Source organism: Pelagimonas sp., assembly GCF_058892305.1.
Map to the genome: position 1 here is coordinate 1 of NZ_JBZXVN010000021.1, position 14098 is coordinate 14098.

Here is a 14098-nt window from a genome sequence, read left to right on the forward strand (position 1 = left end):
CATTGGCTGACACGTCAGGTTTACCCCGCAAATGTTGTGATGGGTTGTTCAGCGGGGCTGCGCGTGCGCGGGGGGCGGTTAGTCGCGGCGCGGGTCGCGAGGGTAGGTGCCCAAAACTTCAACCATATCGGTGAAGTAATCGAGTTCTTCCATCGCGCGTTGTACCGCCGGGTCACCGGGGTGGCCTTCGATATCAGCATAGAATTGGGTCGCGGTAAAAGAACCTCCGACCATATAGCTTTCGAGTTTGGTCATGTTGACGCCATTGGTCGCGAAACCGCCCATGGCCTTATAGAGCGCCGAGGGAATGTTGCGCACTTGAAAAACAAAGGTGGTCATCATGCCGTGGTCGCCACGCTTTGCATGTTCAGCGTCGCGCGACATGATTAAGAAGCGGGTGGTGTTATGGGCGTGGTCCTCGATATGGCGGGCAAGGATGTGCAGGCCATTGATCTCGGCCGCGAGATCAGACGCAAGAACGCCGGTTTTGCGATCTTGGGTCTTGGCAAGATCAAGCGCAGCCCCGGCGCTATCGGCCGCAGCCTCGCCCTTGATATTATAACGTGTCAGAAACTCCCCCGCCTGCGGGATCAACACAGGATGGGCGCGCACCAATTCAAGGTCTTCGATCTCAACACCGGGCACAGCCATCAGGCTAATATGCACGCGCACAAAGGCCTCATCGACGATGCGCAGCCCGCTTTCGGGCAACATCCGGTGAATATCGGCCACCCGCCCGTAGGTGGTGTTTTCCACCGGCAACATGGCGAGATCGGCTTTCTTGCTGCGCACCGCCTCGATGACGTCTTCGAAACTGTTACAGGGCAGCGCCTCCATATCCGGGCGGGCGTCGCGGCAAGCCTCATGAGAATAGGCTCCGAGCTCTCCTTGGAAGGCGATGCGCTGGGTCATTTTTACTGTTTCCTGTCAAATTGGCACCATTGTACCGGTGGGCGGGCGTTTGGTCGCGCCTTCTATACCTTGCCATGAGCGAAGGGAAGCAATAGACACGCGCCCGACGAATAGCGAATGCGAATAGCGAACAGGGCACCTCATGTTTGACACAATGACCATGACCAAAGTTATAGGCGGCGTCTGCGGATCGCTGCTGGTCTTTCTTTTGGGCAAATGGGTCGCCGAAACGCTCTACCACACCGGTGGTGGACACGGCGATCACGCACAGGCCGCCTATGTGATTGACACAGGCGGAGACGACGCAGGCGGCGAAGAAGAAGTCGTTGAAATCGACGTAGCAGCCGTTTTGGCCGCGGGCGATGCGGCTTCGGGCGCGAAACTGTTCAAAAAGAAATGCGCCAGCTGCCACAAGGTTGACGATGGTGCCAACGGCACAGGCCCCTACCTTTATGGTGTGGTTGGCCGTCCGGTTGGAAGCGCGGAAGGGTTTGGCGGATACTCCGGCGCTCTGAGCGAAGCTGCCGACGTGTGGTCGCCTGAGCATCTCTTTGGTTTCTTGGAAAACCCCAAAAAATACGCACCGGGCAACGGTATGGCGTTCAAAGGTTTCCCCAAGCCTGAAGATCGCGCTGATGTGATCAGCTACCTGAACTCTCTGGGCGGCTAAGCCCCAAGGTTTCAGAACAGAATCAGACCGCGTCCTATCCGGGACGCGGTTTTTTTGTGCCTGAACGCATCTCAACCGATAGGCGAAATCGCGTAACATCACGGAATCTCAACTTGAATGTCGCGCCCACCTGCCTTTAGCTATAAATTAACTAAAATGATCGTGAATTGTCAGTGACGTCCAAGCTGACCAGATAAAGGGGAGACCACATGCAGCGACCCAATGCCCGGATCCGCCCGATGACACAGATACGCACCTTGACCCGATCGATGAGACCCTTGGTAACTGGGGCAATGCTCGCTCTTGGGGTTGCCTGTCTCGCCACAATCGGATGGGCCGAGCAAAAGGTGATTAAATCGCATGGCGTCTCAACCTTTGGTGAATTGAAATACGGTGCCGATTTCACCCACTTTGACTATGTGAACCCCGATGCCCCCAAGGGCGGTGAGTTCTCAAGCTGGGCCTTTGGCACCTTTGACAGTCTGACCCCCTACATCCTCAAGGGGAATGCCGCCGCCGGCGCCGGGGTGTTTTACGACACGCTTTTGACCGGCAACCTCGAAGAGCCGGATGCACGCTATGGTTTGCTCGCGCATACGCTGGAATACCCGGAAAACCGCGAATGGGTGATTTTCCACATACGCCCCGAGGCCAAGTTCCGCGATGGCACGCAGGTCACCGCCCATGATGTGGTGTTTTCCTATGAGACCCTCAAGGAGAAGGGCCGCCCGAGTTTTCAAACCACATTCGCCGATTTTGTCAGCGTCGAGGCGATTGATGATCTGACGGTAAAGTTCACCTTTAACCCCGAGGGGCCGCTGCGCGAGTTGTTGATGACGGCGGGCGGCATTCCGGTCCTGTCCAAAGCCTATTACGACACCGTCGATTTCACCCAAAGCAGCCTTGAGCCGCCGATGGGATCGGGGCCATTTGACCTCAACAAAGTCGAGCCGGGTCGCTCGATCTCGTACAAACGCCGCGATGATTATTGGGCCAAGGACCTGCCGGTCAATGTTGGGCACAATAATTTCGACACGATCAAATATGAATATTTTGGCGATTATCTGGCCGCCTTTGAGGCGTTCAAAGGCGGGGCTTATGCCTTCCGCGAGGAATATTCGTCTAAAACCTGGGCCACCAGCTATGATTTCCCAGCGCTAGACGCCGGTCATGTTGTCAAAGAGGTGATCCCCGATGGCCGCCCTGCGGGCACCCAAGGGTTCTGGTTCAACCTGCGCCGTGACAAGTTCGCCGACCCACGGGTGCGCGAGGCGCTGGCGCTGGCCTTCAACTTTGAATGGTCCAATGAATCGCTGTTCTATGGCATCTATGGCCGCACCGATAGTTTCTGGGAAAACTCTGAAACCCTACAGGCGAGCGGCATGCCGAGCGACGCAGAACTGGCGATTTTGGAACCGCTGCGCGAGTATTTCCCCGAAACCGTCTTTACCGAAGAGGCCTATAGCCCGCCAAAATCGAAATCCTCCGATCTTGCCGACCGCCGCACCCTGCGCAAAGCTGGCAAGCTTTTGGATGCGGCCGGATGGGAAGTTGGCGATGACGGTGTCCGCTACAAAGATGGCAAACCCTTTGAGCTCGAAATTCTCAACGATTCCCCAAGTTTCGACCGGGTGATCAACCCTTACGTCGAAAACCTCAAACGTCTTGGGATTGCCGCCTCGGCCAACCGGGTTGATCCGGCGGAATCGCAAGAACGCGAGAAGAATTTTGACTATGACATGGTCACGCAACGCTTTTCGATGTCGCAAACACCGGGGGACGAGCTGAAACAGATTTTCGGCTCGCAAACCGTAAACACCCCCGGTTCGGTCAATGTCGCCGGGCTGAACAACGAAGGTGTCGACAAGCTGATCCGTATCATCGCCGATGCGAAAACCCGCGAAGAGCTTGATACAGCGGTCAACGCGCTCGATCGGGTGCTGCGCGCCATGCATATTTGGGTGCCGCAATGGTACAAGGGCGAACATAACGTCGCCTACCTTGACGTCTATTCGCGCCCCTACACCGATACACCGCCACCCCTGTCGATGGGGGAAACCTCGATCTGGTGGTATGACGAAGACAAAGCGCAGAAATTGCGCGATGCTGGGGCGCTCTGATCCAATATGGGCGCTTATCTCCTCCGACGTGTGTTACTGATCATCCCGACCCTTTTGGGGATCATGGTGATCAACTTTGCCCTTGTGCAATTTGTGCCGGGCGGGCCTATTGAACAAATCCTTGCCGAGATCGAAGGCGAAGGCGATGCCTTTTCCGGGATCGCCGGTGGCGGAGGCGAGATCGCCTCGGGTGGAGAAGAGGGCGTGGGCCGCCGCGGCCTCCCCGAGGAATATATCAAGGACCTAGAGGCGCAGTTCGGTTTTGACAAACCTCCGCTCGAACGCTTTGTGAATATGCTTTGGAACTACATGCGGCTCGACTTTGGCGAGAGCTATTTCAGGTCGATTTCAGTGATTGATCTGGTGTTGGAAAAGATGCCGGTGTCGATTTCGCTGGGGCTTTGGTCGACGCTGATTGCCTATCTGGTCTCCATTCCGCTGGGCATCAAAAAGGCCATCAACGATGGCACGCCATTTGATACATGGACCTCGGCGGCAATCATCGTGGCCTATGCCATCCCCGGATTTCTGTTTGCGATCTTGCTGTTGGTTCTTTTTGCCGGTGGCAGCTATTGGCAGATTTTCCCGCTGCGTGGCCTGACATCTGAGAATTTTGATGAGCTAACCCTGTTTGGCAAAATCTACGACTACATCTGGCACATCACTTTGCCGGTGCTGGCCTCGACGATTTCGGCCTTTGCGACGCTGACCTTGTTGACCAAGAACAGCTTCTTGGACGAGATCAAAAAGCAATATGTGATGACCGCCCGCGCCAAGGGCCTTAGCGAGAGCAAGGTCCTATATGGCCATGTGTTCCGCAACGCGATGCTGATCGTGATCGCCGGCTTGCCCGGTGTGTTCATCGGCGTGTTCTTTGGCGGCTCGATCATCATCGAAACGATCTTCTCGCTTGATGGGCTGGGGCGTCTGGGCTTTGAGGCGGCGGTCGAACGCGACTATCCGGTGATCTTTGGCACCTTGTTCATCAGCTCGCTGATTGGCTTGCTGATCGGGATCATCTCGGACTTGATGTATGTCTTTATCGATCCGCGCATCGATTTCGAAAAGCGGGAGGGCTAAGGCCATGGCACTCACTCTCTCCCCGCTCAACCAGCGCCGCTGGAGCAATTTCAAACGCAATCGACGCGCTTTTTGGTCGCTTTGGATCTTCTTGGTGATTTTCACCCTGTCGCTCTTTGCCGAGTTCCTCGCCAATGACAAACCGATCCTGGTGAATTATCGCGGCGAATATCGCATGCCGATCTTCAGCTTTTATGCCGAAACCGATTTCGGCGGTGAGTTCAAATCCGAAGCCGCTTATCGCGATATTGAGGTCAAATGCCTGATCCGCACCGGTGGCATCGAGGACTGCCTAGACGATCCCGAGGGGTTGATAGACCAGGTCGACGCCGGGTCCGGGGCCGACCTTGGCGACGGTTTCCAAGAAGGCTGGATGATCTGGCCGATCATTCCCTATAGCTATAATACGTCGGTGGATCGCCCCGGCGCGGCCCCCCTGCCCCCGAATGATCAAAACTGGCTTGGGACCGATGACACCAAACGCGATGTGGTCGCGCGGGTGATTTACGGGTTCCGATTGTCGATCCTGTTCACCCTTCTGGTCACCATCAGCAGCTCGATCCTCGGGGTGATCGCCGGGGCCTTGCAAGGCTACTTTGGCGGCTGGGTCGACCTTATCTTTCAACGGGTTATCGAAATCTGGGCCTCAACCCCCCAGCTCTATGTGATCATCATCCTCTTCGCCATTCTGGGACGAAGTTTCTGGCTTTTGGTGGTGTTGATGATCCTGTTTGGCTGGATGGGATTGGTGGGCGTTGTGCGCGCCGAATTCCTGCGCGCCCGTAACCTTGAATATGTCCGCGCCGCCCGCGCGCTTGGCGTCTCAAACTGGACAATCATGTTCCGCCATATGTTGCCAAACGCCATGGTCGCGACGCTGACCTTCATGCCGTTTATCGTGACCGGTACCATTAGCACCTTGGCCGGATTGGATTTTCTGGGCTTTGGGTTGCCGTCGTCATCACCATCGCTTGGCGAGATGACCCTGCAAGCCAAACAGAACCTGCAAGCCCCTTGGCTCGCCTTTACTGCCTTTACGGTGTTTGCCGTGATGCTGTCGTTGCTGGTCTTCATCTTTGAAGGCGTGCGCGACGCATTTGACCCGAGGAAAACCTTCTCATGAGCATTCTCGATGTCAAAAATCTTAGGGTGAGCTTTACCCAAGACGGTAAGACCAATCAGGCCGTCAAAGGTGTGTCCTTTCACATCGAACACGGAGAAACCGTTGCTTTGGTTGGGGAATCCGGGTCCGGAAAATCGGTTTCGGCCCTATCAACGGTGTCTTTGCTTGGCGATAGCGCCACGGTTGAGGGATCGGTCTTGTACGAAGGCCAAGAGATGATCGGAGCCAGCAAGAAACGGCTTCATGACGTGCGCGGCAATGATATCAGCTTTATCTTCCAGGAGCCGATGACATCGCTTAACCCACTGCACACGCTGGAAAAACAGCTGGCCGAAAGCATCACCCTTCACCAAGGGCTGAGCGGTTCCAAAGCGCGGGATCGGATCATCGAGCTGCTCAACAAGGTTGGCATTCGTGAGCCGGAAAAACGGCTCGGGTCCTATCCGCATCAGCTTTCTGGTGGGCAGCGTCAGCGCGTGATGATCGCCATGGCATTGGCCAACAAGCCCGATCTTTTGATCGCGGATGAACCGACAACGGCGCTTGATGTGACCATTCAGGCGCAGATTTTGGATTTGCTGGCTGATCTGAAGACATCCGAAGATATGAGCCTGTTGTTTATCACCCATGATCTTGGAATCGTGCGTAAAATCGCCGATCGGGTCTGTGTTATGAAAAACGGTTCGATCGTCGAACAAGGCCCTACGGGCGAGATTTTCGCTAATCCGCAACACCCCTATACGCAGATGCTTTTGTCGGCCGAAAGCACCGGCTGCCCCGAGCCAGTTGACGCCGATGCCGATGTCATCGCGAGCACCGAGAACCTCAAAATTTGGTTTCCGATCCAGACCGGCTTGATGAAACGCACCACTGGCTATGTGAAGGCGGTCAATGACGCGTCCATTTCGGTTCGTGCCGGGGAAACCGTTGGTATCGTCGGCGAATCTGGATCAGGCAAGACCACCCTTGCCCTTGCGATCATGCGATTGATCAAATCCGAGGGCGCGATCACCTACCGCGGCGAAGATGTGCGCAAATGGTCGGTGCAGGAATTGCGCCGCTTGCGCTCGGAAATACAGATCGTGTTTCAAGACCCGTTTGGGTCGCTGTCGCCGCGCATGACCTGCGAACAGATCATCGCCGAAGGGCTCACCGTACATGGGGGCCCGGATGGGCGCTCGCACTACGAATTGGTACATGAGGTGATGGAAGAAGTCGGGCTCGACCCGGCCAGTATGCACCGCTATCCGCATGAGTTTTCGGGCGGTCAACGCCAGCGGATCGCCATCGCCCGCGCCATGGTTTTGCGCCCGCGCCTTGTGGTCTTGGACGAGCCAACCTCGGCGCTTGATATGACGGTGCAGGTGCAGATCGTTGATCTTTTGCGCGAATTACAACGCAAATATGACCTCGCCTATTTGTTCATCAGCCACGATTTGAAAGTTGTGCGCGCCATGAGCCACAAGGTCATGGTGATGAAACAGGGTGATGTGGTGGAATTTGGCAGCGCCGACGAGATTTTCGACGCGCCAAAAACCGAATACACGCGGGCCCTGCTTCATGCGGCCTTTGATCTGGCGGTCTGAAACTGCGGTTTAGGAGAGGCCGCACGCTGTGCCGTCCAAACCGAGAGAACAATCACGCACGCGCCAAATAATTGTTGTGTGGATAGGCTTTGGTTGAGAAGCAACCACCCCAGAACAACGGCGCTTAGAGGGCTGAGAAAGCCAAGGCTCGACACGGTGGCGGGGCCAAGACGGGCGAGGCCGCGGAAGAAGGCCACATAGGTCAACGCCGCACCGATAACGCTCAACCAGACCAGACCGGCCAGCGCGGTGGTGTCAAAATGCGGCCAATCGGGCGCGATGATGATCACAACAGGCAGGAGCAGAATCCCGCCCGCCGTCAATTGCCAGGCGGCAAAGGTGAGCGGTGGAACCGGCGGTTGCCATTTGCGCGACAGCACCGTGCCAACCGCCATGGACACGGCACCGATGAGCGCCGCCGCAATGCCCAACGCGTCAAATTGCACCCCAGGCGTCCAAATCAATATAGCAACGCCAAACACCCCCGCCAGAGATGCCAAAACCGCCATCGCGTTTAGTTTGGTGCCCAAGATCATAGAGGCCAAAAAGACAACAATCAGCGGCTGTAGCGCGCCCAAAGTCGCCGCGATCCCGCCGGGAAGGCGATAGGCCGCCACAAAGAGTGCGCCCCAAAAGATCGCAAAGTTCAACGCCCCAAGGATCAGAATTCGAGGCACCCAATCCAAAGGCGGCAATTGTCGCGTTAGAACAAGCAACAGCAAGCCGGCCGGCAAAGCGCGCAGCAGGCTGACCAACATCGGGTCGAACCCCGGCAAAGCTTGGGTCGAAACGATGTAAGACGACCCCCAAATAATCGGGGCCAAAGCGGTTAGGGCAATATCGGTTGAGCGGGACATGGATTACCTATCTTGATGTCGAGATACTTTTCTTGACGTCAAGATAGTTTTGAAAACCTTGACGTCAAGACAATAATTTCGCACACCAGATTTATGGATCATGTTGACCGCATCACCGCCCAATGGAACGCCGAACGGCCCGACCTGGACACCGCTCAGATGGGCACGAATGGCCGGCTGTCGCGGCTGTCCCAGCATCTGAGCCGAGAACACGCCGCGCAATTTGCGAAGCACGGGCTGAACTTGGCGAGCTTTGATGTTTTGGCGACGCTAAGGCGTTCTGGTGCGCCTCATGCCTTGACACCCAAAGAATTGATGGCGACGACGATGGTGACATCGGGTACGATGACCAACCGTCTTGATCGTCTTGAAAAGGCCGGGATGATCACCCGTACACCGGACCCCAAAGACGGCCGCGGATTTCTTATTCAACTCACGGATGAGGGTTTTGCCCTTGTTGATCAAGCTGTTACCGCCCATGTGGACAACCTGAAACGCCTTCTTAATCCACTCAACGAAGAAGAGCGCAGCCAGTTGGATGCGCTCCTCAAGAAATGGTTGTCCGGGTTTGAAGCCTCAGATGGCTGAACTATGTCCGGCCTTGGACAGGTCATAAGCATCAAAAGAGCGGGCAATAAGACGGGTCAAAGCGCGCGCCTCTTTTGGTACAAACAGGCCATCTTCGGTGACGTCGAGAATATTCTCGAACCGGTCATCCGCCGCCCGCAACATGCCAAATAGCTCTGCCTCAGAGATGTCAAAGCTGCTTGTGATCTCATGCGCGTCAATGCGGAAGTCACACATAAGCGCCTCGATCAGACGTGAGCGCAGCTTGTCTTCGTCACTGAACACATGGCCGCGCGCAGTGGAAAACGCGCCATCGCGGATCTTGCCCGTATAGGCACCGGTTGCCGAAACGTTTTGTGCAAACCCTTGTGGGAACTTCGAAATCGACGACGCCCCAAGCCCGATAAGAACATCCGCAGTGTCATCAGTGTAGCCCTGAAAGTTGCGACGCAAATTCCCGGCTTTTTGGGCTATGGCCAAGCCGTCGGTTTTGGCGGCGAAATGGTCGATGCCAATTTCGTCATAGCCATCCCAAATGAACAACCGTCGCGCTGTTTCAAACAGTTCGAGCCGTTCGTCCGGTGTCGGTAGGGCATCCGAGGGGATCAATTGTTGGCGCTTGGCCATCCACGGCACATGCGCATAGCCATAAAGGGCCACACGATCCGGCGCAAAGCTTAACAGTTTCTGCACGGTTTCCGTGATCTTGGCTTTGGATTGATGCGGCAAGCCAAAAAGGATATCGGCGTTCAGGCTTTCAACGCCAGTCTCTCGTATCATTTCAACCGCTTGCTTGGTCATATCATAACCTTGAGGGCGACCAATGGTTTCCTGAATCTGTTCGTCAAAATCCTGAACCCCGATTGAAGCGCGGTTCATCCCCCCCGCGGCCAGCGCCTTGAGCCGGTCCGCATCAATTTCATTGGGGTCAATTTCGACCGAAAACTCAGCGTTGTCAGAAAAATCAGCCGTGTCGCGAATCGCCGCGATCAGGCGGGTCATCATGTCAGGCGTCAAAAGAGTCGGCGTTCCGCCCCCCCAATGCAGGCGCGATAGCTTGACCCCTTTGGGCAAGTGCTTGCGCAGCATTTTGAGTTCGTCGATCAATGTGCCGACATAGGCCTCAACCGGAGAAAGCGTTGAAGTGCCTTGGGTTCGACAGGCGCAGAACCAACATAGCCTGCGGCAAAACGGTACATGCAAATAAAGCGATATATCGCCATACTCGGGTACAGCTTCGATCCATTCTACGAATCGGTCAGGCCCTACCCCCCCGGCGAAATGCGGGGCCGTTGGGTAAGAAGTGTAGCGGGGCACTTTGGCGTCAAAGAGGCCTAGTCGTGCAAGTTGTGTTCTGTCCACCATCCGAGTAGACTTATGGGTGTTGGGAAAGCGCGACCTTGACCCAGATCAACACGGGACCATGCCAATGCTGAATGAACGTAGTCTTGCGACCTCGCAAGAGTGTGCCGATTGCCCTATCAAGCACCGTGCGGTCTGTGCCCGGTGTGATGGGGATGAGCTCGAACGGCTCGAAGAAATAAAGTATTACCGCAAGTTCGAAGCCGGTCAGACGGTGATCTGGTCCGGTGATCGCATGGATTTTGTCGGCTCGGTTGTATCGGGAATCGCGACACTGACCCAGACAATGGAAGATGGCCGCACCCAGATGGTTGGCCTTTTGTTGCCATCCGATTTTGTTGGTCGCCCCGGTCGCGGCTCTGCCGCCTATGACGTGGTTGCCACCACCGATTTGGTTATGTGCTGTTTCCGCAAGGCCCCGTTCGAAGATTTGATGAACAAGACTCCCCATATCGCCCAGCGTTTGTTGGAAATGACATTGGATGAGTTGGACGCGGCGCGCGAATGGATGCTCGTGCTTGGGCGCAAAACAGCGCGCGAAAAAATTGCGTCGCTGTTGTCGATCATCGCCCGGCGCAATGCCACCGTGAACCTTTCGGGGATCGAGGGGCCGTTGGTCTTTGACCTGCCGCTCACCCGCGAAGCGATGGCCGATTACCTTGGTTTGACGCTGGAAACCGTCAGCCGCCAGATGTCGGCGCTGAAACGCGACGGGGTCATCACCCTGGAAGGCAAGCGTCATGTCACCATTCCGGATATGGCGCGCTTGATGGACGAAGCCGGAGATGATGCCGACGGGGGCGTTTTTGCCTAACACGCTGGCATTTGCCACCTATGATGTCTTCACAACAGAGCGTTTCGCCGGCAATCCGCTGGCGCTTGTTCTGGGGGCGGATGGCCTGTCGGATCAGGCGATGCAAACCATCGCGCGTGAGTTCAATCTCTCGGAAACGCTCTTTGTACAGCGCCCGGATGATCCGGCCCATACAGCCAAAGTGCGGATTTTCTTTCCAACCGGAGAAATCCCGTTTGCGGGACACCCAACCATTGGCTGTGCGATTTATCTTGCGGGCAAGTCGCAGCCACCCGGCGATTTCGAAACACGGATTACGCTTGAGGAACAGGCCGGATTGGTCCCGGTACGAGTCTGGCGCAAAGACGGTGTTACACGGGCCGAATTTCAAGCCCCTGTTGTGCCGTTCCCAGCAGGACAAGGGGCCACACCTCCGGTTGACTTGCTGGCCGAGGCTTTGGACATTTCGGCCAAAGATATTGGGGTTGGCCCCCATTCCCCCGGCGTTTTCGAAGGCGGGCCGCGATTTATGTATGTTCCGGTCAAAGATCTGTCGATCTTGGCCAAAGCGCGCCCGATGGAGCCCGCTTGGAGCCAGGCAATCAAGATTGGCGGCGTGGACAACGCATACCTTTATACACAAACGGCGGATGGTTTTCAGGCACGGATGTTTTCCCCCACTGCGGGCATTCCCGAAGACCCAGCAACCGGGTCGGCCAGCGCCATTTTAGCGGCCCAGCTTTTGACCGCTGGACAGCTCAAAGAAGGCGAGAACCAACTCACCCTCACTCAAGGTGTGGAAATGGGGCGCCCCAGCCAGGTTGGCTTTCGCGCCATTGTGAAAAACGGTGCCCTAGAGGCGGTCCATATCTCAGGATCGGCCGTGCCGGTCAGCACAGGACATATCAAAGCCGGGTGACCCCCCTGCCCGATGAGCGCAACCCGATGGGATGGTGGGCGGGGCGTCGTGCTCAGGGCACCGCCCTGAGCTCTAGCGCCGAACCACCATCTACTTGTTAATGCGCCATAAAGGTGGTGACTTCAGTCTGTTCCAACATGTTGCGGGTCGCTCCGCCGAGAATGGCCTCGCGGAACCGCGAATGCCCATAGGCCCCCATCACCACCATATCCGCATTCACATCCCTCACATGGCGCTGCATCACATCGGCGACACGCGGCAGGGTTTTGGACAAGACATCTATTTCGGCTTTCACCCCATGACGCGCGAGGTATTGCGACAAAAGCCCACCGGGATCAGAGCGGTTCGGCCCGTGTTGCGGCGGATCAATCACCACCACATGCACGGCTTCTGCATCAACCAGAAGGGGCATGGCGGCGCGAACCGCGCGCAGCGACTCAGCACTTTCGTTCCACCCGACCACAACGCGGCGCGGCTGGCTTGGTGGGTCAACGTCATCGGGAACCACCAAAACCGGCACTTGCCCTTCGAACAAAGCCCCTTCTAGGACAGGTTCGAGTTCAACGCTGCGATTTGTCCCATAGGGCTTTGGTAGGACGACCAAGTCCGAGAATCGCGCCCGCGTCGAGACATGGCGACCAATATCAGCAAGCTGTGCCACCCCCCCTTCGACAGCCCAACGACAGTCCGTTTTCTGCAATTGTTCACGCGCAGATGTTGCCAAATCAGTGGCATCTATATTGGCGCGGCTCAGGGTTTCCTGAAGCACCATCGCGTTTGCACCAGCATAATAATAACCGGTTTGCGTACGATCGACGCCGAAACACACCACATCCAGATGCGCGTCGCTGCCGCTTGCCACAGCGGCCGCATGATCCAGTGTCGATTGTGCCAAAGCGGCGTCCGTTACGACTGTAAATATTGATTTGAAGGCCATTCGTTCCTCCTGATCCAAACCTTTGACAAGCCTAAACCGGCACGGATGGTCGCACCTTGACGAGCGTCAAGGTAAACGCGCAGTTCTCTTGATGCAGATCAATGCCCACAACGCGCGAACAGCGCAAAAACGAGCCGGTCTAATAACCGCCCATACGGCTTTGCGAATCGTGTGGGTCAGACGAAGGGACGAATTATGTTGAACTATATCAAGCTCATCGTGCTTGGTCTGGTTGCGATCTTTGCGATGATCGCCGCCAGCTATGCGCGAGATGTGGCTTACCAGGTCCACGCGATTCTCATTCTGGCGGTGGCCGCCGGGATGTTTATCTGGACTTTGCGCCACACAGATGAACCCGTGGTGGCAGCACCACAGAACGAATACATGGATAACGTGATCCGTGCTGGTGTGATTGCCACCGCCTTTTGGGGTGTTGTCGGTTTCGCGGCTGGTACGTTCATTGCTTTCCAATTGGCCTTCCCGGCGCTCAACTTTGATTGGGCTCAAGGATACGCCAACTTTGGCCGCCTGCGCCCACTGCACACAAGTGCGGTGATTTTTGCGTTTGGTGGCAACGCGTTGATCGCGACCTCATTCTACGTTGTACAACGTACATCGGCGGCCCGCCTTTGGGGCGGCAACACGGCATGGTTCGTGTTCTGGGGTTACCAACTCTTTATTGTATTGGCGGCAACCGGCTATCTGCTCGGCGGCACCCAATCCAAAGAATATGCAGAACCCGAGTGGTATGTTGACCTGTGGCTCACCGTTGTTTGGTTGGCTTACCTGGCGATTTTCGTCGGCACCATCGTCAAGCGCAAAGAGCCGCATATCTATGTGGCCAACTGGTTCTTCTTGTCCTTCATTCTGACCGTTGCGATGCTTCATGTGTTCAACAACCTGAGCATTCCAGTTTCGATCTGGGGTTCCAAATCTGTTCAGGTCTTCTCGGGTGTCCAAGATGCGATGACGCAGTGGTGGTACGGCCACAACGCCGTTGGCTTCTTCCTGACCGCGGGTTTCTTGGGCATGATGTACTACTTTGTACCCAAGCAGGCCGAACGCCCTGTCTTTTCGTACAAACTGTCGATCATCCACTTCTGGGCGCTGATCTTCCTGTATATCTGGGCTGGTCCTCACCACTTGCACTACACCGCGCTGCCTGATTGGGC

General features: G+C 56.2%; 13 protein-coding genes. 9 read left to right on the forward strand and 4 right to left on the reverse strand.

What is annotated here, in order from left to right; genetic code table 11:
* Nucleotides 1-78: 78 nt before the first annotated feature.
* A complete protein-coding gene (locus AC5EFR_RS09460; protein ID WP_493575597.1) occupies nucleotides 79-912 on the reverse strand; it encodes a prephenate dehydratase in 834 nt (277 codons plus the stop codon).
* 154 nt (nucleotides 913-1066) lie between these two features.
* Between AC5EFR_RS09460 and AC5EFR_RS09465 the strand changes: the two genes are divergently transcribed.
* From AC5EFR_RS09465 to AC5EFR_RS09485, 5 genes are all read left to right on the forward strand, one after another.
* The gene (locus AC5EFR_RS09465) at nucleotides 1067-1582 is read left to right on the forward strand and encodes a c-type cytochrome (RefSeq protein ID WP_493575598.1); all 516 of its coding nucleotides are present in this window, start codon (nucleotides 1067-1069) and stop codon (nucleotides 1580-1582) included.
* Nucleotides 1583-1791: 209 nt separating this feature from the next.
* The gene (locus tag AC5EFR_RS09470; protein ID WP_493575599.1) at nucleotides 1792-3702 is read left to right on the forward strand and encodes an extracellular solute-binding protein; all 1911 of its coding nucleotides are present in this window, start codon (nucleotides 1792-1794) and stop codon (nucleotides 3700-3702) included.
* Nucleotides 3703-3708: 6 nt separating this feature from the next.
* Nucleotides 3709-4782 carry a microcin C ABC transporter permease YejB gene (locus AC5EFR_RS09475; RefSeq protein ID WP_299920956.1) on the forward strand — a complete coding sequence of 358 codons (1074 nt, stop codon included), beginning with the start codon at nucleotides 3709-3711 and terminating at the stop codon, nucleotides 4780-4782.
* 4 nt (nucleotides 4783-4786) lie between these two features.
* On the forward strand, nucleotides 4787-5905 hold the full coding sequence (locus AC5EFR_RS09480; protein ID WP_493575600.1) for an ABC transporter permease: 1119 nt from the start codon (nucleotides 4787-4789) through the stop codon (nucleotides 5903-5905).
* A complete protein-coding gene (locus tag AC5EFR_RS09485; protein WP_493575601.1) occupies nucleotides 5902-7491 on the forward strand; it encodes an ABC transporter ATP-binding protein in 1590 nt (529 codons plus the stop codon). Before AC5EFR_RS09480 ends, AC5EFR_RS09485 begins: the two co-directional genes overlap by 4 nt.
* On the opposite strand, the gene AC5EFR_RS09490 is transcribed toward AC5EFR_RS09485, so the two are convergent.
* A complete protein-coding gene (locus AC5EFR_RS09490) occupies nucleotides 7464-8348 on the reverse strand; it encodes an EamA family transporter (RefSeq protein ID WP_493575602.1) in 885 nt (294 codons plus the stop codon). The genes AC5EFR_RS09485 and AC5EFR_RS09490 overlap by 28 nt on opposite strands.
* Before the next feature lie 93 nt (nucleotides 8349-8441).
* Here AC5EFR_RS09490 and AC5EFR_RS09495 point away from each other — a divergent pair, with 93 nt between their 5' ends.
* A complete protein-coding gene (locus tag AC5EFR_RS09495) occupies nucleotides 8442-8936 on the forward strand; it encodes a MarR family winged helix-turn-helix transcriptional regulator (protein ID WP_493575603.1) in 495 nt (164 codons plus the stop codon).
* Here AC5EFR_RS09495 and hemN read toward each other — a convergent pair.
* Entirely contained in the window at nucleotides 8925-10280 is a 1356-nt protein-coding gene (gene hemN, locus AC5EFR_RS09500; protein ID WP_493575604.1) for an oxygen-independent coproporphyrinogen III oxidase, read from the reverse strand. The two genes, AC5EFR_RS09495 and hemN, sit on opposite strands and share 12 nt — an antisense overlap.
* Before the next feature lie 64 nt (nucleotides 10281-10344).
* Here hemN and fnrL point away from each other — a divergent pair, with 64 nt between their 5' ends.
* Complete coding sequence (gene fnrL, locus AC5EFR_RS09505; RefSeq protein WP_493575659.1) at nucleotides 10345-11091, forward strand: transcriptional regulator FnrL; 747 nt, start codon at nucleotides 10345-10347, stop codon at nucleotides 11089-11091.
* Entirely contained in the window at nucleotides 11084-11989 is a 906-nt protein-coding gene (locus tag AC5EFR_RS09510; RefSeq protein WP_493575605.1) for a PhzF family phenazine biosynthesis protein, read from the forward strand. Before fnrL ends, AC5EFR_RS09510 begins: the two co-directional genes overlap by 8 nt.
* Nucleotides 11990-12086: 97 nt before the next feature.
* On the opposite strand, the gene AC5EFR_RS09515 is transcribed toward AC5EFR_RS09510, so the two are convergent.
* On the reverse strand, nucleotides 12087-12926 hold the full coding sequence (locus AC5EFR_RS09515; RefSeq protein WP_493575606.1) for a universal stress protein: 840 nt from the start codon (nucleotides 12924-12926) through the stop codon (nucleotides 12087-12089).
* 195 nt (nucleotides 12927-13121) lie between these two features.
* Here AC5EFR_RS09515 and AC5EFR_RS09520 point away from each other — a divergent pair.
* Nucleotides 13122-14098, forward strand: a 977-nt coding sequence (locus AC5EFR_RS09520; RefSeq protein WP_493575607.1) for a cbb3-type cytochrome c oxidase subunit I, incomplete at its 3' end; no start/stop codon positions are given.